Here is a 20,479-nt window from a genome sequence, read left to right as displayed (position 1 = left end):
GACCACCCGACAGGTTTTCCCGGACTACGGCGTCGGAGCGGAACACCCCCGCCTGCGCGGGGACCACTGCTCGTCGGCTTCGCCGACCGGGACATCGTTCGGAACACCCCCGCCTGCGCGGGGACCACGTGACCTTCGACGGCGAGGCGATCCCGAGCGCCGGAACACCCCCGCCTGCGCGGGGACCACGACATGGGCACCGCGGCGAAGGCCCTCACGGACGGAACACCCCCGCCTGCGCGGGGACCACCCCGAGGCGTACTTCGGGAACCCGCCCGGCCCCGGAACACCCCCGCCTGCGCGGGGACCACGCACCAACAAACCGCCCCGGTTCCATCGACTCCGGAACACCCCCGCCTTCGCGGGGACCACGCTCATCACCACGCCCAGCCGCAGCACGCCCATGGAACACCCCCGCCTTCGCGGGGACCACGATCTTGGCCCAGCCTTTCCTGCGCCTGGCCCAGGAACACCCCCGCCTTCGCGGGGACCACGATTCGGTTCCCGTGCGCCCAGACAACCGGCCCGGAACACCCCCGCCTTCGCGGGGACCACGATCGGAAGCCGAGGCGGTGCGAGTGTGGTTCCGGAACACCCCCGCCTTCGCGGGGACCACGGTCCCTGACCACCCTCGGCACCATGGCCTGTCGGAACACCCCCGCCTTCGCGGGGACCACCAGGACACCGCCAAGATGTCCGCTCTCCTGGTCGGAACACCCCCGCCTTCGCGGGGACCACCTGGTCCGCGCGGCGCTGCGGAACATGCTTCTCGGAACACCCCCGCCTTCGCGGGGACCACGGCCCGACCTCGATCGCCGCCCGCACCGACCCCGGAACACCCCCGCCTTCGCGGGGACCACCGTCGCGCGGCCACCAACCCGGAGGCGCTCGCCGGAACACCCCCGCCTTCGCGGGGACCACGATGGTCCAGCCACCTGCAACGAACATTTCCCGGGAACACCCCCGCCTTCGCGGGGACCACAGAAGATCGACCCGTCCGTAGCGGGCAATCGTCGGAACACCCCCGCCTTCGCGGGGACCACCCTTTCTGACCTGGGGTTTCAGGTGGGCTTTGTCTTTTCTTTGCTTTTGTGGGGGGTGTTTGGCATGGCTTCATTCTGGCAGAGGGGAGTTGGGTGTCAGTTGGTGGTGAGGATTGTTTCCAGTGTTGCGTACGGGTCCGACAGGGTGGCCAGGAAGTAGGTGTTGTCGTAGGCCGTGTCTCCGATTTTCTGGCGGGCTGTCCGCTCCGCGTGCCGACGCATCGGTTCCAGTTCGGGGGTGCCCCGTTGGGGGTGGCCCACCAGTTCCCAGAAGACCTGGCCGGTGCCCGAGGCCGCGGCTGACTCCTCCGCGCGGTCCAGTGCCGTCAGCGCCGCTGCCAGCAGGTCCAGGCCCAGGCCCAGGCCGAAGGCGTCGCCGATGAGCCGCTTGTCCCGCAGCATGGCTCTGGCGTGCACGGCGGCGTCGGCGGATCTCTGCTCCAGGAGAGCCATCACCGCCAACTGGTACTCCGTGTAGGAACGCGTCCAGTGCTCGCCCACCGAGACCGCGTCCGCGCGCAGGGCCTCGGCTTCGGCGCGGGCCTTTCCGAGGTCGCCCGACGCCGTCAGGGCGAAGACCCGTACCAGGCGGCACCGTGCCGTCGCCGGGGCGCCGATGCCAGGGCCCGCGAGCGCCAGGTCCGAGACGGCGAGCGCGCTCAGCGGCTCGCCGCGCATCAGCATCACGAGGCCCCGCAGATAGGCGGCGTCCGCGAGCAGCGTGCCGTCCGCCTCCCGCACCGCCTCCTCCTGCGTCCTGTCGGCCAGCCGCTCCGCCGCCTCGTACTCGCCCCGGAGGCACCGCACCACGCCGAGCGCCCAGCAGATCCGGGCCAGGACGCCCGGGTCCGTGACGGGTGTCTGAATGCACTCCTCCAAGTAGTGCGCGGCCTCGTGCAGATGGCCCGAACAGGCCCAGAAGAAGCCGATGGCACCGGCCAGTTCGGAGGCTCCGGCGGGGTTCGTCGCGAGGAGGTGTTCGAGCGCGTCGCACAGATCGCCGTAGCAGGCGGCCAGCGTGGCGTACGAGGACGACTGCTGCGGCCCCCACCACGCGTGTTCGGCTGCCAGGGCGAGCCGTTGGAAGTGGCGCGCGTGACGGTCGGCCGTCGCCCGCGTCTCGCCGAGCTCCGCCAGCCACAACGCCCCGTACTCGCGCACCGCGTCGAAGATGTGCAGCCGGTTGCCGGAGCGGGTCAGCACGCTCTTGCGGACCAGGCCCTCAACCGCCGCTTCCAGCCGGGCATCGGTCAACGGCCCGCCCCGGCAAACCCACTTCACGTCGCTCACGGTGGCACCCGAACGGAACACCGACAGCCGCGCCCAGAGCAGCCGTTCATGCGGCTCGCACAGTTCGTGGCTCCAGCCGATGCTGGTCCGCAGTGCCCGGTGCCGTAAGGGCAGGACCTGGCTGTCCGGGCCTTCGGCGAGCGCCATTCTGCCGCGCAGCAGTCGGGCCATCGCCGGTGCGGGGCGCTCCGGGAGCTGGGCGGCGGCCAGTTCGAGGGCCAGCGGGACGCCCTCCAGCCAGTGGCACACCTCGGCGGCGGCGACGCGTTCCTCGGGGCTGGTCAACCGTACGCCCGTGGCGGCGGCGCGTGCCGAGAAGAGTTCCAGGGCTTCGGTGTCGAGGGGGAGCGGGCCGACGTGGAAGACCGTCTCGCCGTCCGTCCCCAGCGGTTCCCGGCTGGTCGCCAGGACCACGAGCGCGGGGCACCGCGCGAGAAGTGCCTCGACCAGCGCGGCACATGCGCCGACGAGGTGTTCGCAGGAGTCCAGGACCAGCAGGACGCGGCGCGGGCCGATCCGGGCGGCGAGGGCGTCGACCGGATCGTTGGGGGAGTGGTCCGACAGACCGCAGGCGTCCGCGACCAGCGGGGTCAGCAGGCTGGCGTTGGTGAGTGACCAGAGGGGCGCCCAGTGTCCGGCGGTGAACGGGTCGCCCTCGACCTCCACCGCGACCCGCGCGGCGAGACGGGACTTGCCGATCCCGCCCATCCCCACGAGGGTGACCAGCCGCCGGTCCCGCACCAGGGAGACCAACTCGTCGATGTCCTGCTTGCGCCCCACGAACGGCCCGCTCTGCGGCGGACTCCAACTGTGCATGTCCTCATTCTCCGCCAGAAGGGCCGGGGCATCCGGCGGGGTGTCGTCTTCCGGCCAGAGTCCGTCATGTGCGCCCGCCGCGCGGGAGGGGGAGGCGTGCCCGGCGGAACCGGACCTGCAGGAGGACGGTCCGGGGAGCCAGTGCCTTCTCCAAGTTGCTTTGGAGAGCGGAGAGTTCAGGCAACACTTCCTCCGGGGTCGCGCCGGGGTGCAGAGCCACGTCCAGGTGGACGAGGAGCCGCAGGCGCCGTCCGGTCACCCGGGTGCGGCAGCGCGCCACCCCGGGGACGGCCCGCGTCCTGGCCTTGACCGCGTCCCGCAGGGCCCGGGTCCGCAGTGCCGTGTCCGGGGCGGCGAGCGGCAGCCGGGACGGGCCGCGCGGCCGTGTCCCGGCGAGCAGGGCGGCGGCCACCCCGCAGACGGCGGCCAGCGCGTACGGCCACCATCCGGGGGCGGTGAGCACCACCGGGCCGTGCGCGCCGGGGAGGGGCGCGCCCCGCCCGGCGAGCGGCCACCACGACGGGAGCCGTACGGGCCAGGGGCCCGCCGCCAGCGCCGTGGATCCGCTCAGGGCCAGCAGTCCGAGGCCCGAGAGGCCGAGCGCGAGGCGACGCGCGGCCGTCGAGGTTCCGTCGCTCATCGGACTGCTCCCCGGGGCCGGGCGGTCTCCCCGGTGTCCGTACGGACCGTAGGGACAGGGCGGTTCGGGCGGTTCGTATGCTCCGGGCCGTACGGGCCGTCCGGTACCCACAGGTCGTCGGGGCGCAGCCGGACGCGCGAGCGTGGCGGGCGGTGCGGGCAGCAGGCGGTGATCGCGGTGGCCGCCGCCGCTTCCGCCGCGAGCGTCGTCGCGGACGGGTCGCCGTGGAGCAGACGGGCGCGGACGGTGACGCGCCGCCGCCGGGCGCGGACCCGTACCCGGGTGACGCCGGGCGTCGCCGCCACCGCCTCCCGTACGAGTGCCGCGACGAGGTTCCGGTCGACCGCCGACACCAGACCCGGCGCGGCGGAGACGGGCCACAGCCGACGTCGGCCGGGGAGGACCGCCAGGGCGATCAGGAGGAGACCGGTCCCGGCGGTCAGCAAGGCCGGAAGGACGAGTTCGGGGTCGCCTGGACCGTATCCGGCGAACCGGTCCAGGAGGCCCGTGCGCCAGGCCGCCGGGCGCCCTCCGGCCATCCGTACCCCCAGCTCGTCGGCGGCCGTGGCTCCCGAGGCCAGCGCCACCGCGAGGGCGAGCACGGCCGACGGGACCCGGCGGGGGGACCACCAGCGGCGGGGGACGCGCGGCCCTCGCCGGCCCGCCGGGGTCGGCCGTTCGCTCAGGGCCGGGCGGGGCGCGGGCACGGTCGGCGCGGGGGCCCGGACCGTCGGTGGCGTCCGCCCCGGCAGCCGCAGGGCCGTGACCTCGACGCCGGGGCGGGGTACGCGCAGGCCGGTCAGGAGTTCCGTACGGGAGGAGACGCGGTCCTGTACGGCTCGGACGGCGGCGGTGACGGAGCCGGTCGCCCGTACGGGGCCGGTCGCCGGGGCGTGGCCAGGAGGGGGCGTCGGGTCCGGCTCGCCGACCGTCGTCAGCTTGGTGGGGCCCGGCGTGACGGTCAACGCGATCCGTACCCCCGTACGCGCCCGGCCTCCCCGGACGCGGGCGGTCGCGCGGGTCACCGTGCTTCCCGGTGGCAGGGCCTCGCTCGCGGTGCGTTCGACGATCCTGCGGACGGCCTTCTCCGAGACTCTGAGGGTGCCGGAGGGCGAGGTACGGGCGGCCGGAGCGACGGCGCCGGGCACCGGCACCGGCACCGGCACCGGCGCGGTCGTGGACGTGGTCGCGCGGGTCATCGGCGGCCCCGTCCGACCGCGTCGTACAGGTCCTCGACCCGGCCGCCGCCCTCCAGCCGGTGTCCGGCGGCCCGTCCCGCCGTGCCCGGGGCGGCCGCGAGGAGGAAGGGCGGAAGCCCTCCGGACCACCCCGCGAAACCCACTGTCATCCCGGCCACCGTGCCCGTGAACGACGCCGTCATCCGTTTCTTCCCTTCTCCGGGCCGCCGTGGTGGCGGCAGGACCGACTGGACGGGCGGCCAGGTGCCGTCTTCCGGACACGGCCGCCGTGACGGGTTCACTCCACGCGGGTGTCGGCCGGGGACTCCCGGTCGTCGTCCGGCAGGTGCACGTCGTTGACGGCGATGTTGACCTCGACGACCTCCAGACCGGTGATGCGTTCCACGGCCTCGACGACGTTCTCCCGGACGTCCCGCGCGACCTCGGTGATCGGGACGCCGTACGTGACGATCAGATCGAGGTCGACGGCCGCCTGGCGCTCGCCGACCTCGACCTTCACGCCCCGGCCCACATGGGGGCGCCCGCCCGGGACCCGGTCGCGGACGACGCCGATCGTCCGGGCGATCCCGCCGCCCATGTCGTGGACGCCGTGGATCTCGCGCGCCGCCATGCCGGCCACCTTCACGACGACCACCTCGGCGATCGACGTCCTCCCCCGCTCGTGCACGGGACGGTCCGCCCCGTCGGCCGGAGCCGCCGGAGCCGGTACGGACGGCGCCGGTACGTGCTGGGTGGCGGAAGCGGTCTGGGGGGTCATGGCTTTCCTCCTCGGTGGGGCGGTGGACCGCCCGCACCTGTTCTGGGTGGGTGGTGAGCTGCCCGCATTCGTTCTCGGTGGGGCGATGAGCTGCCCGCACCCGTTTCGGTGGGGTGGTGAGCTGCCCGCACCCCTACAGACACCGGCCGTCCGTCGCTGTGACGCCGGAAGCCGAGAAAAGTGCGGGCGTTGAGAAAGGCCGGAAATCGAGAAGGAGCCGGATGCCGGGGCAGGGCCCCAGGGGGATGAGGAGGGGCCGGGTGTCGGGAAGACGGCGGCACGTCAGGGGCCGCGCACCAGGGAAGAGCCGTGCCCGTGCCCCATAAGGACGACGCCAGTGACCGTACGAACATCTGTCGGGCACCCCTGTGGGGCATCCGGACACCCCCTCGGCTCCGAAGGGCGCGTGACAGCGCGGCCTCCGGCGTGTCCCACGGACAGGAGGCCGGGGAGAGGAGCCGCCCGATGGCGGGTGCCCGTACCGACCACGTCCCGCCGGACACCCTCGACGGCTCGCCGGAGCCCCGGCGGCCGTCCTGGGCCGACGACCCGTCCGTCCCGCCCGACCCGGATGCCTCCGACGCCCCGGACGACAGGAGCGACGAGCCCCTGCTGGTGGCCCGTTCGGCCGAGGGCGACGAGGAGGCGTTCGCCGTGCTCGTGCAGCGGCACGCGCCGACGCTGATCCGGCTCGCCACCCGGCTCCTCGGGGCCCGTACCGAGGCGGAGGACGCCGTCCAGGACGCGTTCATCAGCGCCTGGCGCAGACTTCCCCAGTTCCAGGGCCGTTCCTCCTTCGCCACCTGGATGTACCGGATCGTCACCAACCGCTGTCTGAACGTGCTCCGCCGCAGCGGCACCACGGCTCCCCTGGAGGCCGCCGGTGACGTCCAGGCGCCCGAGCACGCGGTGTCCCCGCCGCGCATCGCCGAGGCGCGCGACGCGGTCCGCGAACTGCGCGAGGCGCTCGGCCTCCTCTCCGCCGAGCAGCGGGCCTGCTGGGTCCTGCGCGAACTCGACGGATGTTCGTACGAGTTCATCGCGGAAGCGGTCGGGATCAGCCAGGAGGCGGTGCGCGCCCGGGTCTTCCGCGCACGACGCTGTCTGACACGAGTGATGGGGGACTGGCGATGACCACGCACACCACGCCGCCCGACCACGGGGACGGGTTCGACGGTGAGGACGAACGCCTGGCCTGCGGGCGGCGGCTCGCCGACGTCTGGGCCCTCGCCGAGCACCGCGCGTCCGAGCACCGCGCATCCGAACCCCACGCGTCCGGACCCCGGGTGTCCGATCCTCGCCTGCCCGATCCCCGCGAGCCCGATCCGCACCCGTCCGCCTGCGACGCCTGCCGCCGGGCCGCCGAAGACCTCGAACGGCTCGGATCGGCCGTACGGGGACTGCGGGACGAGCCGGACCTCCCCGTGGGGGGCACCGCGTCGCTGACGCGCCGGATCATGGAGGTCGTACGGCTCGAACTGCGTCCGGGAAGGCCGCTTCCGCTGGGGCGGGCCGCCGAAGACCTGTGGATCATGGAAGCGGTGGCCGCGCGGGCGCTGCGGGCGGCGGCGGAGACCGTCCCGGGCGTCAGGGCCGGATCGTGTCGCTTCCACGGCGCGGCGGCGGACGCGGCGCCGACCGTCCGCATGGAGGTGCACGCCCCCGCCGACCGGCACCTCCCCACCGTCGCCGAAACCATCCGCCTCGCCGTACGAAGGGCGGCCGACCGTGCGCTGGGGATGCCGGTCGGGGCCGTGGACATCGTGATCTCCGACATCGCGGCCCCCGGGACGGGGTGAGCCCCGGCAACACGATTTCCGCCACTGTGGCTTCCGGGGCCACGGTGCCCGAGGCCACGATCTCCGCCACTGTGGCTTCCGGGGCGGTGGTGCCGGAAGTCGTGATCTCCGGCACCACGGCCCGCGAGGCAGTGGTGCCCGAGGTCGTGATCTCCGGCACCGCGAGCAAGTCCGCCGAACCCGAAGGGACGTTCCGATGACCGACACCACCCGCGTCACGCTCTCCGAGGAGATCGCCCGCGCCGTACTGGAGGTGCCGGGCGTCGCCTTCCTCAGGCCCCGGCTCTCCGGGCTGCTGAGGCCCTCGGCGGGCGCTCCCGGGACCGACGGGGCCAGCCCGGGAACGAGCGCGGGCATCTCGGTGCGCGAGGCCGAGGGCGGCGGGTCCTGGGACGTCGGGGTGCGCCTGGTGGCCCTCAGCAACGACCGCACCCTCGAAGTCGCCCGCGCGGCGCGACGGGCCGTCGAGGACCGTCTGGAATCGCTGCTGCCGGGCGGAGCGGCCCGTGCCCACGTCACCGTGACGGTCACCGGACGCGTCTGACCAGGGGTTTCTCCGGTGCGGTCGGTTCATCCGGTGCTCCCGGAGCCCCGCCTTTTCCGGTCCGTCGCGCACGGTCCGTCGCGCACGGTTCGACGGCCCCATGGCTCGACGGCCCCATGGTTCGACGGCGCTACGGCTCAGCGGCGCCGGAGCCACGGTGTCTCGGCGTCGCGGCTCCTCGGGGATCGGAGGGGAGCGGGCGGCGGTCAGGTCAGGAGCCTGTGCGGCACGGCCGTCCGGGCTCCGGCGACGCTGGCCGACAGACGCCGTCCGCGCCGTCGCGCGGGTGGGACCGGATCGGGTGGCGAGCCGACCGCGAGACCGATGACACGCCCCCGGGGCGCGGGGGCCGGGGCCGGGACCGGTGGCCGGGGCTGACGGGACCGGGTCGGGGGCCGGGCCCGTCCGGTCCGCATCGGGGCCGGGCACCTTCGTGCGGGGTGCCCGGCCGTTCGCGTACACGGGGTGTCAGGAGGGGAGCGCGAGGAGGAGCAGCGGCTGTGTGGTGGGCCGTGCGGACCCTCCGGCGGGTTCGACCGTGAGGCCGACCGCCGTGACTCCCGAGGGGTCGCCGTCGAGGACGACGGTGCCGTCGCCGTGCACGAGCCCGGCCGGGTGCATGGTGCCTCCCCGGGCGAGCCACAACTGGTAGGTGCGGCCCGCCGCCGGGGCGGGGAGGCCGGTGACGGTGAAGACCGCTCCCCGTCGGCTGTCCGAGGACACGACGGTGGTGAGGGCTCCCCCGGCGGTCCGCCCGCGCACGGTACGCGCGTCGGGCGCGGCGAGGACGGAACCCGCCGTGTCGAGCCGCTGTTCCGCCCGCTGGGCCCGCTCCCGGGCCTGCTCGCCCCGCTGGTGCTGCCAGGCGGCGACGCCCGCGAAGGAGACGGCGGCGGCGACACCGGCGGCGAGGGCGAGCGGCACGGCCTTCCCGCGCAGCCGCCGTGCGAGGCCGACCGTCGGGCGGGTCACGTCCACCGGCGGCGGCAGCTGCCGTACGCCGTCCACGGCGGCCAGGGTCCGCTGCTTGAGGCCGTCCGGCGGCGTCCGGCCCACGGCGGCGGCGAGCCGGGCCGCGGTCGCCTCGAACTCGGCCAGGTCCCTGCGGCAGTCCTCGCAGTGCGGCAGATGGATGCCGAAGTCGTGGTGCTCGGTCGGTTCGAGGGCGTGGAGGGCGTAGGCGGCGGCGAAGGCGTGGACGTCGGAGCGCTGCTGTTTCACGTGGTCACCCCCATGCAGTCGCGGAGGCGGATCAGACCGTCGCGCATACGTGTCTTGATGGTGGGAAGCGGTGTGCTCAGGGTCTGGGCGACCTCACGGTAGGTGAGGCCCCCGTAGTAGGCGAGGGTCACGGCCTGGCGCTGGAGCTCGGTGAGTCCGCGCAGGCAGCGGCGGACCTGTTCGCTCTCCAGCCGGGTCTCGACCTGCTCGGCGACCTCGTCGAAGGCGGTGGTGTGCTCGCGCGCGGCGCGGGCGTGCTCCCGGTCGGTCGCGGCCTGCGCGGAGCGGACCCGGTCCACGGCCCGCCGGTGGGCGATCGTCGCCGCCCAAGTGGTGACGCGGCCCGCCTCGGGCCGGTACCGCGCGGCCTGCCGCCACAGCTCGATCATGACCTCCTGGGTGACCTCCTCGGACTGGGCCCGGTCGCGCACGACCTTGAGCACGATGCCGAAGACGAGCGGGGCGACGGCGTCGTAGAGGGTGGCGAAGGCGGCCTTGTCGCCCTGGGCCACCTGCCGCACGACGTCGGACAGGTCGCTCCGCGCGCCCGTGCCGCGGGAGCCGGAGGGCAGGGCACGCGTCACCGGCCGCACTCCGGGCGTCCGGTGCGGTGCGGGCGGTGACGGTGCGGAGGGCGGCCGTCCGGGGCGGCCGTTAGGAGGCGGTGTGTCCATCGCATGGTGGTCCTCGGTGGGTGGGGCGGTCCGGGACCGCCGTACGGGCGGCCCGGCGGCGTCTCGGGTTCGGTCTCCGTGGACTCTTCGTAGCCGACGCGCCTGCGGATGGCGGCGGGTTCGGCGTACCTCCGTCGGCGGGACGGCGCTTTCGGATGCCTCTTTCGGGTGGACCGTCAGCTCCGCGGGTGGACCACCCCGCCCCGTGGACGGTCGTCCGCTCCGTCCCCGGACCGCCGACCCCGCACGTGGTCCGTCTGCTCCACCCCTGGACCGCCGACCCCGTACGTGGTCCGTCTGCTCCGCCCTGAACCGTCTGCTCCGCCCCTGGACCGTCCGCCCGGTCGTGGACCGTGCCCGGCCGCACCGGACGTGCGGCGCCCGTCACCCCACCCCGTACCGCCGCCCTCGATATCGATGCGGAAACGGTGCGATTTGAGTCGGGTGACCCGTGGGCCGGACGGTGAGAGGACACGGGGCCGGTCAGGTCCCGCCGACCGCCCCGGTGGACGTCCGCGCCACCGCCCGGAGGAGGAACCGTCATGACCGCACACCGGACGACCGGCGGCCCCGGTACCGCGACGGAGCCCCTCCCCCTCCGCACCCCGGGCGAGGGCGAAGCCGCCGACACGATCGCGCGGGGCCTGGTCCGGGGCGACGAACGCTGTCTGGACGCCGCCTACCACCGCTGGGGCGGCCTCGTGCACACCCTTGCCGCACGGGCCCTCGGCGATGCGCGCGAGGCGGAGGACGTCACCCAGCAGGTGTTCGTCGCCGCCTGGCGCGGCCGGGCCAACTTCCGCCCCGACCTGGGCAGTCTCCCCGCCTGGCTCGTCGGCATCACCCGCCGCAAGACCGCCGACGCCCTGACCGCCCGCACCCGCCGCACCGAACTCGCCTCGGTCCTCGGCTCCGCCCTCCGGCACGAGACCGGGACCACCGGGGAACCCGAGCGGGTCCTCGACCGGATGCTCGTCACCGAGGAACTGGCCCGGCTGCCCCGCGTCCAGCGCGACGTACTGGCCCTGGCCTACTTCGCCGATCTGACCCAGATCCAGATCGCCGACCGCACCGGCCTGCCGCTCGGCACGGTCAAGAGCCACGCCCGCCGGGGCCTCCTGCGCCTGCGCCACAGCCTGGCCCCCGCCGCCACCGCCGGGTGAGCCCCCGCGCGGACGGCCGACCGGCCCGCCGCGCCCGCCGCCCCGCGCACGAGCGAGGGGCCGCCCGCCCCGCCCGCCCCGTGCGGCCCGTCCGGCGGCGCGCGGGCTCCGAACCATCAGCAGAAGCACGGGCCGCCGCCGGGAACGGACGGCAGCCGTCACACGAGGGGTGGAGACGATGAACCGACGAAGCGTCGCCGTGGTGGGGTCGGGGGTGGCGGGACTCACCGCCGCCCACGTCCTGTCCCGCGCGTACGACGTGGTCCTCTACGAGTCGGAGAACCGGCTCGGCGGACACGCGCACACCCATGAACTGCCCGCCCCCGAGGGCGGCACCCTCCATGTGGACACCGGCTTCATCGTCCACAACGACCGCACCTACCCGCACCTCCTGCGCCTCTTCCGCGAGCTGGACGTCACCACCCAGGACTCCGAGATGAGCATGTCCGTCCGCTGCGACGGATGCGGACTGGAGTACGCGGGCGCGCGCGGGCTCCGCGGTCTCCTCGGCGGCGGCAACGCCCTCCGGGGCCGTCACCTCCTGACGCTCGCCGACGTCCCGCGCTTCCACCGCGCCGCGCGTCGGCTGCTCGCCGCCGACGACACCACCCGCACCCTCGGCGACTTCCTCCGCGACCACCGGTTCTCCCCGCACTTCGTCAGCCACTTCGCGGTCCCGCTCGTCGCCGCCGTCTGGTCCTGCGCCCCCGACACGGCGCTCCGCTACCCGGCCGTGTACCTGTTCCGCTTCCTCGACCACCACGGACTCCTCTCGGTCACCGGCTCGCCACGGTGGAGAACCGTCACCGGCGGTTCCGCCGCGTACGTCGAACGCGTCGCCAAGTCCCTCGCCTCGGTCCGCACCGCGACCCCGGTGCACGCCGTGGTGCGCGGCGCCGACCGGGCGACCGTCGTCACCGCCGACGGGGAGTCCGCCGAACACACGGCCGTCGTCCTCGCCGTCCACCCCGACCAGGCCCTGCGCCTCCTCGCCGACCCCACCGAACAGGAGCGGCGCGTCCTCGGCGCCTTCACGTACTCCCGCAACCCGACCGTCCTGCACCGCGACACCTCACTGCTGCCGCGCTCGCCCCACGCCCGCGCCTCCTGGAACTACTGGCTCCCCTCGTGCACCGCCCGCCCCGACGCCGTACAGGTCAGCTACGACATGAACCGGCTCCAGCGGCTGCCCACCCACGAACCCCACATCGTCACGCTCAACCCCGGCGACCGCGTCGACGAGTCCACGGTCCTCGCCCGCATGACCTACGAACACCCCGTCTACACCCCCGAGTCCGTCGCCGCCCAGCGGCTCCTGCCCACCCTCGACAGCCCCGTCACCGCCTACGCGGGCGCCTACCACGGCTGGGGCTTCCACGAGGACGGCTGCCGCTCGGGCGTCACGGCAGCCCGGCGCCTGGGGGTGGACTGGTGACCACCGCCACGCCCGCGCCCCGCGCCCCGGACGCCGTCGCCGCCGCGCCGTCCGTCCCCGCCCTGTACGAGACCGAGATCGCCCACACCCGCGTCACCCCCTTCCGGTACGCCCTGCGCCACCGCACCTACATGTGGCTGGTCGACCTCGACGACCTGCCCGTGCTCCCCGTCCCGCTGCGGCCCCTCGCCCGCTTCGACCCGCGCGACCACTTCGACGGCGACGCCCCCACCCTGCGCGCCGGTCTCGACGCGGAGCTCGCCGCCCACGGGGTCCACGACGCCGACGGACACGTCCTGATGCTCACCCACGCGCGCGTGCTCGGGCACGTCTTCAACCCGCTCACCCTGTACTGGTGCCACGACCGCGCCGGACGTCCCGTCTGCGTCGTCGCGGAGGTCCACAACACGTACGGCGGACGCCACTGCTACCTCCTGCGCCCCGACGCGCGGGGCCGAGCCGAGACCGCCAAACAGTTCTACGTCTCGCCGTTCCTCGACGTCGAGGGCGTCTACCGGATGCGGCTCCCGCTCCCCGGCGACCGCCTCGACCTCACCGTCCAGCTCCGCCACCCGGACGGCACCCGCCCCCTGACCGCCACCGTCCGGGGCGTCCACCGGCCCGCCGGGACCCGGAACCTGCTCGCCGCCGCCCTGCGGCACCCCTGGCCGACCCTCGGGGTCTCGGCCGGCATCCGCCGCCACGGCATCCGCCTGTACCTCAAGGGGCTCCCCGTCCGCCCCCGTCCCACCCACTCGCCCGAGGAGGGCACCCCGTGACCCTGTCGCTCCCCCCGGCCACGCCCGTCGCGCCCACGGGCCCCGTCCGGGTCGACCCCGACCGCTGGCCCGACGTCGCCCGGCCGCCCCGGGTGTCCGCCGCGCGGACCGCCGTCGCCCGCCACCTCGTCGGCCGGGCCTTCGCCCGGCTGCCGCTGCGGATCCGGACCGCCACCGACACGCCCCCCGTCCCCGGGCGGCGCGAAACCCCGGGCACCGTTCCGGCCCGGGGGGCCCACGGCCCCGCGCCCCTCGTCCCCGGGCGGCGCGCGCCCGGGGACGCCGCGCCGAGCCCCGTCCCCGGGCGGCGCGCGCCCGCCGTACCGAGCCTCGTGCTCCACGACCCCGACGCGTTCCACCGCCGCATCGGCGCCGACGGTCTCATCGGCTTCGGGGAGTCGTACATGGCCGGGGAATGGGACGCCGACGACCTCGTCGGTGTCCTCACCGTGCTCGCCCGGCACGTCGACGACCTCGTGCCCGCCCCCCTGCGCCGACTGCGCGGAGCCTGGGTCAGCCGCAGGCCCACCGCCGACCGCAACACCCCCGACGGGGCCCGCGAGAACATCCACCGCCACTACGACCTGTCCAACGACCTCTTCGCCCTCTTCCTCGACCCAGGCCTCAGCTACTCCTCCGCCGTCTTCGACCCCCTCCCCGACACGCCCGGGATCCTCCCCGACGCGGAGTTCACCGCCGCCCAGCACCGCAAGATCGACCGGCTCCTCGACCTGACCGGCACCGGCCCCGGCACCCGGCTCCTGGAGATCGGCACCGGCTGGGGCGAACTCGCCGTCCGCGCCGCGCTGCGCGGCGCCCGGGTCCGTACCGTCACCCTCTCCGCGGAACAGCTCGCCCTCGCCCGGCAGCGCGCGGTGCGCGCCGGGGTCGCCGACCGCGTCACCGTCGAACTCCTCGACTACCGCGACGTCCGGGGCCGGTACGACGCCGTCGTCAGCGTCGAGATGATCGAAGCCGTCGGCGCCGAGTACTGGCCCGACTACTTCACCGCCCTCCGGCGCCTCCTCGCCCCCGGCGGCCGGATCGGGCTCCAGGCCATCACCATGCCGCACGAGCGGATGCTCGCCACCGCCCGTACCCACACCTGGATCAGCAAGTACGTGTTCCCCGGCGGCCTCATCCCCTCGCCGGAGGCCCTCGCCCGCGAGAGCGCCGCCGCCGGACTGCGCGTCACCCACGACACCGGCTACGGCGACCACTACGCCGAGACCCTCCGGCAGTGGCGGGCCCGCTTCCTCCGCGAGGCGGACGCCGTCGACGCCCTCGGCTTCGACCGGGTCTTCCGGCGCCTCTGGGAGTTCTACCTCGCCTACTCCGAGGCCGGGTTCCGGTCCCACTACCTCGACGTCCGCCAGCTCCTGCTCACCGCCGACACCCCGGAGGACACCCGATGAGCCCGGCCACCGCCCGGCGCACGCCGGACCCCCGCCCGCCCGGGGACACGCGAAGCCCTGCCCGGGACAGGCGAAGCCCTGCCCGGGACACGCGAAGCCCGGCCGGGGACGCGTCATGACCGCCGTCGACGCCGGGGCCCTCGGCACCGTACTGGCCGCCTCGGCGGTCACGGCCCTCGCCGTCATGCTGGTGGCCTTCGCCTTCGGGACCGCGCGGGGCCTGCACCGGTACGTGGACGTCGCCTGGGGCCTCGCCTTCGCCGCCGTCGCCGCCGTGTCCTGGGCCCTCGCGGCCGGTCACGGCGACGACGCGCGCCGCACCGCCGTCGCCCTGGCCACCGTCGTCTGGGGACTGCGGCTCGCCCTCCACATCGCCCGGCGCGGGCGCGGCCACGGGGAGGACCCCCGGTACGCGCGGATGCTCGCCCGTGCCCGGGGCAACCCCACGCTCCACGCCCTGCGCACGGTCTATCTGCTCCAGGGCGCCCTCGTCTGGCTCGTCTCCCTGCCCGTCCAGGTCGCGGTCCTGCTCCCCGGCCCCCTGGGAGCCACGGGGATGCTGGGCCTCGGCGTCTGGGCGGTGGGTCTCGCCTTCGAGGCGGTGGGGGACCACCAGCTCGCCCGCTTCAAGGCCGATCCGGCGCACCGGGGCCGGGTGATGGACCGGGGACTGTGGAGCTGGACCCGGCACCCCAACTACTTCGGGGACTTCCTCGTCTGGTGGGGCCTCTACCTGACGGCCTGCGCCACCTGGCAGACCGCCCTCCTCGCCCTGGTCTCGCCGCTAGTGATGAGCGGTCTGCTCATCTGGGGCAGCGGCAAGCGGCTCCTGGAGGCGCACATGGCCGACCGCCCCGGGTACGCCGACTACCGGGCCCGTACCAGCGGCTTCTTCCCCCGGCCGCCCGCCCGCGACGGCTGACCGCAGGGCCCCGGCGGACGGTACGGACCCGGCCGACCGCACGGAACGATGCGCGAACGATGCGGATCGCGGGCCCCGGAGCGGCCCCGGGCTCGGCCGTCCTCAGGACGACCGAGCCTCGGCGGCGGCCGGAAGACGCGCGGACACCCCGTCGGCCAGCCGCTCGAACTCCGCCCGCAGGAAGGGGGCGGCGAACCGGGCGAGACCCTTGAACCCGAGGGACGCCCGGTACGTCAGCCGGGTGTCCGTCCCCTCGTCCAGGAACCGGAGGTCGTCGACGGCGGTCACCGTCCGGTTCTCCCCGACGAACACGAGCCGCGCGGGCTCGCGGACGGCGAGCCGGTACTCCAGCTCGGTCGTACGGTCCCGGAAGCGCGAGGTGTTGTGCCACCGGGCGCCGGGCGCCACCGGCCCCTCGTCCAGCCGCGCACAGCGGACGGTGCCGGGGTCCCACTCCTCCGCGTGGGCGAAGTCCTCCAGATACGCGACCAGTTCGGGCAGGGGGCGACGCACCACGAACGTACGCTCCACACGGATCACCACACGGTCCTCCTTCATCGCGTCCGGGCGCCGGACGACTCCCGGACACCGGTGCTTCCCGCCCGACGGCGGACACGGATGCACCTCGCCCCACCGGACGCCCCGGTGGTCACCCCTCCGGCCCGCTCCTCCGGGGCGTGATCCGGGGCGCTACGGGCGCCACCACCACCGTTCGAGCTCATGGGCGTCCGCGAACTCCGCCGGAACCGCGTAGGGCGACTCGCGGGCGAAGGCCAGAACGCCGGTGCGCTCCACCACCGCCCGCAGCTCGCGCACCGCGGGCATCACGGCGAGCTCCTCGACGCCGAACGGGCAGCCCCCGGGACCGCCCAGCAGGACCTCGCACCCGAACCCGTACCACCAGCCGACGAGTTCCCGGTCGCCGTCCCGCTCGGCGGCGACCGCGATCTCCCGGACCACCTCGATCAGCGGGACCCGGCCGGGCGGAACCGCGTCCGCGCCCCGCAGCTCACCGGCGTCCACCAGCCGCCCCCACAGGGCGCTCCCGGCGTCGCAGTACAGGAACGGCGGATCGGCGTAGCCGTCCTCCAGCCAGTCTCCGTACCCCTCGAACCCCGGACCGTCCTCGTCGCGGGCGTCGTGCTCGTCGTGCTCGCGCAGCGCGGTGAAGCCGTCGAGCGAGGTGAACCACCCCGAGCGCTCCGCGTGGTCGGGGTGACGGTCGAGGGGGAAGCGGTACGTGTGGCGGCGGCGCAGCAGCGCGTCCATCACGCGGAAGTGGGTGAACGAGCAGTCGTGGCCGTCCTGGAAGCGGTACAGCGCGCGGAACCAGTCGCGGGGGCGCGGATCCTCGGCCGCCGCGTACCGGTCGAGGAGGCGGACCGAGTCCGCCACCAGGTCTTCGATCACGTGCTCGGACATCTGCTTCCCCTCCGGCGGCGTGGCGCCACCGTACCGGCCCGTCGGCCCGTGGGCGCCGCCGGGCCCAGCTGGTGCGGAAGCCCCCGGACGGGGCCACACTGGGCAGGGTGAGCAACGGGCCGGGGACGGGACCGGGAACGCGCGCCGCGCACGGGGCGGAGGCGCGGAGCCCCCGCAGGACCGTGGCCCTCGCGGCGATGATGTTCGCGGTGGCGATGACGTTCATCGACCAGACGATCGTCTCCATCGCCGCCCCCGAGATCGTGCGCGAACTGGGCCTCACCAGCTCCGGGATGCAGTGGGTCGTCAACGCTTACCTGCTCGCCCTGGCCGCGTTCTTCGCCCTGGGCGGCCGTCTCGCCGACCTGTACGGCCCCCGGCGGGTCGTCGTCGCGGGAACGCTCGTCTTCGTGATCGCCTCGGTCCTGTGCGGCTGCGTGCCCTCCGGCGCCCACGCGCAGACCTGGCTCATCGTCTTCCGGGCCGTCCAGGGACTCGGCGCGGCCCTGCTCTTCCCCGCCGCGCTCGCGGTCGTGGTGGCGGTCTTCCCGGTGGAGCGGCGCGGCCGGGCCCTCGCCCTGTTCTTCGGGATCTCCGGCGCGCTGACCGCCCTCGGACCGCTGCTCGGCGGCTGGCTCACCGCCTCCTGGACCTGGCGGGCCGTCTTCTGGGTGAACGTCCCGGTGGCCCTGGTGGCCCTGGTCCTCACCGCCCGCGCGCACATCCAGGACCGGCCGCGCACCGGCACCCTCGACGTCCCCGGCGCGGTCCTCGTCGCCGTGGGCATGGGCCTGAGCGTGCTGGGCTTCCAGCAGGCGTGGTCGTGGGGCTGGGGCAGCTGGGCGACCTGGCTGTGCGTCGTCGGCGGCCTCGCCGTCCTGTACGTCTTCGTCCGGTACGAGCGCGGGGTCCGGCATCCCCTGATCGACCTCCGGGTCTTCCGCGACAAGGCGTTCACGGTCGACACGGTCGTGCTGTTCTTCGCGATGCTCGCCTTCGTCCCGGTGTTCTTCTTCTCCTCGGTGTACGCGCAGGTCTCCCTCGGCGCCTCGCCGAACCAGGCGGCCCTGTTCCTGCTGTACTTCTTCGTCGGCTTCGCCCTCGCGTCCCAGTGGGGCGGCCGGATCCTCGACAAGCGCGGTCCGCGCCCCTCGCTCCTGGTGGGGACGGTCCTCGGCGCGGTCGGCTTCGCCCTGTGGGCGCACCGGCTGACCCGTCTGTCCATGCACGACCAGTGGCCGTACGTCGTCCTCGCGGGCGCGGGCATCGGCTTCGTCCTCGCCCCGGCCTCCACGGACGCGGTCAACCGGGCCATCGGCGCCTCGTACGGCGAGGTCACCGGCATCACCCAGACGGTCCGCAACTACGCGGCCAGCGTGGGCCTGGCGGTCTTCGGCACGCTCCTGAGCCGGGCGACGACGGAGAACGTCACGGACACGTTGCGGGCGCGGGGCGTCCCCTCGGATCTGGCGGAACGGGTGGCGCGCGGTGTCAGCGACTCCGTGTCCGGGCACGGCGGTTCGGCGCCGCCCACCGGGACGGGCCCGGTCGCCACGGCGACGCGGGACGCGGTGTCGGCGATCCGCGTGGACTTCGCGCAGGCCAACCAGTGGGTGTTCTACGGCATGGCCATCGCCCTCGGCCTGGGCTTCCTGGCCGCCCTGCGCCACCCCGGCGGAAAGGGCACACCGCTGGACCCAGGGGAGCGCCCGGGGGAACCGTCTCCCGCGCGGGAGAAGGGCTGAGGCCGGTCTCGGCCTTCCGGACCGCGGAGAACGCGCGGACCCTCCGGACGGTGTGCGGTGTGCGGTGTGCGGTGTGCGGTGGGGGAGACGTGTGAGGGCGGACCGGGAGCGAGGGCGGTCCGTCGGTCCGTACGGCCCGCCGGGCGCCCGCCGATCTGCCGGAACCGGCTTCGGCTGAGGGGTGGTTGGCCGATGGTTGGAAAAGGGTTGGACCGTCGCGCGACGCTTCTGCCGACGGACCGGGGGCGCACCCCGTCCGCCGCCCGGCGGAGCCGGTGGGGCCGCGCCGGCCCCACCCGTTCCGCCGGGCGGACACGATCGCACCGTACGAAAGGACCCGCACCACCGATGTCACGTACGACTCCTCTCCGCCGGACCGTCTCCCGGGCCGGTGTCTCCGCCGCCGCCCTGCTCTCCGCTCTCGCGGCCGTCCTGGCCGCCCCCGCCCCGGCCTCCGCCCGCGCCACCGCCTGTTACAACTACGGGTGCGACGGGCACGACCCCAACGTCCAGACCTGGCAGAGCGGCCCCGCCACGGCGTCCGGCCCCCACGACTACGGCAGCGGCTTCACCGTCGAGCTGCGCAAGGGCACCACGGACGGCGACGTGTTCGCCTGGGGCCGCGCCCGCTACCCCAACGGCAGCAACGGATTCGAGTACGGCACGTACGTCGAGCGCTGCCGTCTCGACGGCACGATCTGCGAGATCCTCCCGGGCAAGACGCTCGGCGCCAGCGGCTGGACGGCGTCCGGCGGCACCAACTACAGCCAGACGCGCACCCCGATGTACTACGACCCGTCCGACCGCAAGGTCCGCGCCTGCCTCTACCACGACAACACCAACGACCCGTGGAAGAAGTGCACGGGCTGGGCCTGACCCACCCGGCGGGTCACCGGAGCCCGCCTCGTGGGCCCGGTGGCCGCCCGGATGCCCCCTCCCGGGGCGGCCGGTCGGCCGCTGTCGTCCGTCCGGGGGCTCGCCTAGGGTGAGCCCCCGGACGAGTACGAGGAGGGAAGCTTCGTTGGAAGCAGAGATCATGGCCCTGGCGGGGACGGCCGGGACGGCCTTCGTGACCCTGCTCGCGACCGACGCCTGGAACACGGTGCGGGACGGTGTGGTGGACATGTGGCGCCGGGCCCGGCCCGAGCGCGCCGCCGACATCTCCGCAGAACTCGACTCCACGCGCGAGGAGTTGATCAGGGCGCGCACCGAAGGCGACCAGGAGACCGAGGCCGACCTCCGGGGCGAGTGGCGGGGCAGGGTCCGGCGACTGCTGGCCGAACACCCCGAAGTCGCCGAGGAACTACGCGGCCTCCTGGCCCGATTGGAGCCCGCCGCACCACACCCCCCGACCGTCACCCAGCAAGCGACCGCCTCCGACCGGGCCCGCGTCTACCAGGCGGGCCGCGACCTCCACCTGGGACAGCAGTGAGCGGGCACACACCGAGGGCCGGGCGTAAACAGGGCGCGCGCTGCCGGTGCCGGGCCCGTGGGGGGCTCCGGCCTCCCGTCTCCGGCGTCGACGATCGCCGGACCCTCTCCGTGGACCTTCTGGCCAGGACGGTGGCCCCCGTCCGCCGCGTCCGTCTCTGAGCCGGGGCACCCGGCCCCGCTC

The 20,479-nt window shown here is 74.8% G+C and carries 21 protein-coding genes; 12 read left to right on the top strand and 9 right to left on the bottom strand.

Features of this window, described 5'->3' with window-relative positions; translation table 11 throughout:
- Window positions 1-1,139: 1,139 nt before the first annotated feature.
- The 5 genes from ACIO92_RS01230 to ACIO92_RS01210 form a co-directional block, all read right to left on the bottom strand.
- Complete coding sequence (locus tag ACIO92_RS01230; RefSeq protein ID WP_366440722.1) at window positions 1,140-3,149, bottom strand: regulator; 2,010 nt, start codon at window positions 3,147-3,149, stop codon at window positions 1,140-1,142.
- A 64-nt stretch (window positions 3,150-3,213) separates the two neighbouring features.
- Complete coding sequence (locus ACIO92_RS01225) at window positions 3,214-3,789, bottom strand: hypothetical protein (protein WP_402280526.1); 576 nt, start codon at window positions 3,787-3,789, stop codon at window positions 3,214-3,216.
- The gene (locus tag ACIO92_RS01220; protein WP_402280528.1) at window positions 3,786-4,988 is read right to left on the bottom strand and encodes a DUF6286 domain-containing protein; all 1,203 of its coding nucleotides are present in this window, start codon (window positions 4,986-4,988) and stop codon (window positions 3,786-3,788) included. Before ACIO92_RS01220 ends, ACIO92_RS01225 begins: the two co-directional genes overlap by 4 nt.
- Complete coding sequence (locus ACIO92_RS01215; protein ID WP_366440725.1) at window positions 4,985-5,170, bottom strand: hypothetical protein; 186 nt, start codon at window positions 5,168-5,170, stop codon at window positions 4,985-4,987. Before ACIO92_RS01215 ends, ACIO92_RS01220 begins: the two co-directional genes overlap by 4 nt.
- 95 nt (window positions 5,171-5,265) lie before the next feature.
- Window positions 5,266-5,745: an Asp23/Gls24 family envelope stress response protein gene (locus tag ACIO92_RS01210; RefSeq protein ID WP_366440726.1), complete on the bottom strand. Its 480-nt coding sequence runs from the start codon at window positions 5,743-5,745 to the stop codon at window positions 5,266-5,268.
- Window positions 5,746-6,210: 465 nt separating this feature from the next.
- On the opposite strand from ACIO92_RS01210, the gene ACIO92_RS01205 reads away from it, so the two are divergent.
- The 4 genes from ACIO92_RS01205 to ACIO92_RS01190 are packed head-to-tail and all read left to right on the top strand — an operon-like array spanning window position 6,211 to window position 8,088.
- Window positions 6,211-6,879, top strand: coding sequence for an RNA polymerase sigma factor (locus tag ACIO92_RS01205; RefSeq protein ID WP_402280531.1), 669 nt, complete (start codon window positions 6,211-6,213; stop codon window positions 6,877-6,879).
- Entirely contained in the window at window positions 6,876-7,544 is a 669-nt protein-coding gene (locus ACIO92_RS01200) for an Asp23/Gls24 family envelope stress response protein (RefSeq protein ID WP_402280533.1), read from the top strand. The genes ACIO92_RS01205 and ACIO92_RS01200 overlap by 4 nt, the downstream gene beginning before the upstream one ends.
- A complete protein-coding gene (locus ACIO92_RS01195; RefSeq protein ID WP_366440729.1) occupies window positions 7,541-7,744 on the top strand; it encodes a hypothetical protein in 204 nt (67 codons plus the stop codon). Before ACIO92_RS01200 ends, ACIO92_RS01195 begins: the two co-directional genes overlap by 4 nt.
- On the top strand, window positions 7,741-8,088 hold the full coding sequence (locus tag ACIO92_RS01190) for a hypothetical protein (protein WP_366440730.1): 348 nt from the start codon (window positions 7,741-7,743) through the stop codon (window positions 8,086-8,088). The genes ACIO92_RS01195 and ACIO92_RS01190 overlap by 4 nt, the downstream gene beginning before the upstream one ends.
- A 468-nt stretch (window positions 8,089-8,556) precedes the next feature.
- On the opposite strand, the gene ACIO92_RS01185 is transcribed toward ACIO92_RS01190, so the two are convergent.
- Window positions 8,557-9,309: an anti-sigma factor gene (locus tag ACIO92_RS01185; protein WP_402280535.1), complete on the bottom strand. Its 753-nt coding sequence runs from the start codon at window positions 9,307-9,309 to the stop codon at window positions 8,557-8,559.
- On the bottom strand, window positions 9,306-9,881 hold the full coding sequence (sigK, locus tag ACIO92_RS01180; RefSeq protein ID WP_401236354.1) for an ECF RNA polymerase sigma factor SigK: 576 nt from the start codon (window positions 9,879-9,881) through the stop codon (window positions 9,306-9,308). The genes ACIO92_RS01185 and sigK overlap by 4 nt, the downstream gene beginning before the upstream one ends.
- Window positions 9,882-10,525: 644 nt before the next feature.
- Here sigK and ACIO92_RS01175 point away from each other — a divergent pair.
- The 5 genes from ACIO92_RS01175 to ACIO92_RS01155 all read left to right on the top strand — a co-directional run bounded on the left by ACIO92_RS01175 (window position 10,526) and on the right by ACIO92_RS01155 (window position 15,697).
- A complete protein-coding gene (locus tag ACIO92_RS01175; protein ID WP_366440733.1) occupies window positions 10,526-11,146 on the top strand; it encodes a sigma-70 family RNA polymerase sigma factor in 621 nt (206 codons plus the stop codon).
- A 178-nt stretch (window positions 11,147-11,324) separates the two neighbouring features.
- Window positions 11,325-12,581 (top strand): NAD(P)/FAD-dependent oxidoreductase, encoded by a 1,257-nt coding sequence (locus tag ACIO92_RS01170; protein ID WP_402280537.1) that lies wholly within the window; start codon window positions 11,325-11,327, stop codon window positions 12,579-12,581.
- Entirely contained in the window at window positions 12,578-13,360 is a 783-nt protein-coding gene (locus ACIO92_RS01165; protein ID WP_366440735.1) for a DUF1365 domain-containing protein, read from the top strand. The genes ACIO92_RS01170 and ACIO92_RS01165 overlap by 4 nt, the downstream gene beginning before the upstream one ends.
- On the top strand, window positions 13,357-14,775 hold the full coding sequence (locus ACIO92_RS01160) for a class I SAM-dependent methyltransferase (protein WP_402280539.1): 1,419 nt from the start codon (window positions 13,357-13,359) through the stop codon (window positions 14,773-14,775). Before ACIO92_RS01165 ends, ACIO92_RS01160 begins: the two co-directional genes overlap by 4 nt.
- A gap of 115 nt (window positions 14,776-14,890) precedes the next feature.
- Window positions 14,891-15,697: a DUF1295 domain-containing protein gene (locus tag ACIO92_RS01155; RefSeq protein WP_402280541.1), complete on the top strand. Its 807-nt coding sequence runs from the start codon at window positions 14,891-14,893 to the stop codon at window positions 15,695-15,697.
- Window positions 15,698-15,799: 102 nt separating this feature from the next.
- Here the strand turns inward: ACIO92_RS01155 and ACIO92_RS01150 are convergent, their stop codons facing one another.
- Both ACIO92_RS01150 and ACIO92_RS01145 read right to left on the bottom strand, forming a co-directional pair.
- Window positions 15,800-16,240, bottom strand: a complete 441-nt coding sequence (locus ACIO92_RS01150; protein WP_402056013.1) for an SRPBCC family protein — start codon at window positions 16,238-16,240, stop codon at window positions 15,800-15,802.
- A 147-nt stretch (window positions 16,241-16,387) separates the two neighbouring features.
- Window positions 16,388-17,119 (bottom strand): hypothetical protein, encoded by a 732-nt coding sequence (locus ACIO92_RS01145; protein WP_366440738.1) that lies wholly within the window; start codon window positions 17,117-17,119, stop codon window positions 16,388-16,390.
- A 197-nt stretch (window positions 17,120-17,316) separates the two neighbouring features.
- Between ACIO92_RS01145 and ACIO92_RS01140 the strand changes: the two genes are divergently transcribed.
- The 3 genes from ACIO92_RS01140 (at window position 17,317) to ACIO92_RS01130 (ending at window position 20,296) form a co-directional block, all read left to right on the top strand.
- Window positions 17,317-18,864: an MFS transporter gene (locus ACIO92_RS01140; RefSeq protein WP_402056395.1), complete on the top strand. Its 1,548-nt coding sequence runs from the start codon at window positions 17,317-17,319 to the stop codon at window positions 18,862-18,864.
- 348 nt (window positions 18,865-19,212) lie between these two features.
- Window positions 19,213-19,740: a hypothetical protein gene (locus ACIO92_RS01135; protein WP_366440739.1), complete on the top strand. Its 528-nt coding sequence runs from the start codon at window positions 19,213-19,215 to the stop codon at window positions 19,738-19,740.
- A gap of 145 nt (window positions 19,741-19,885) precedes the next feature.
- On the top strand, window positions 19,886-20,296 hold the full coding sequence (locus tag ACIO92_RS01130) for a hypothetical protein (protein ID WP_402280544.1): 411 nt from the start codon (window positions 19,886-19,888) through the stop codon (window positions 20,294-20,296).
- Window positions 20,297-20,479: the final 183 nt, after the last annotated feature.

Origin of the sequence: Streptomyces sp. NPDC087215 (assembly GCF_044744885.1) — a bacterium.
Taxonomy (GTDB): Bacteria; Actinomycetota; Actinomycetes; order Streptomycetales; family Streptomycetaceae; genus Streptomyces.
The sequence above is the reverse complement of the archived record's forward strand: the minus strand, read 5'-3'. Positions and strand labels throughout refer to the sequence as shown.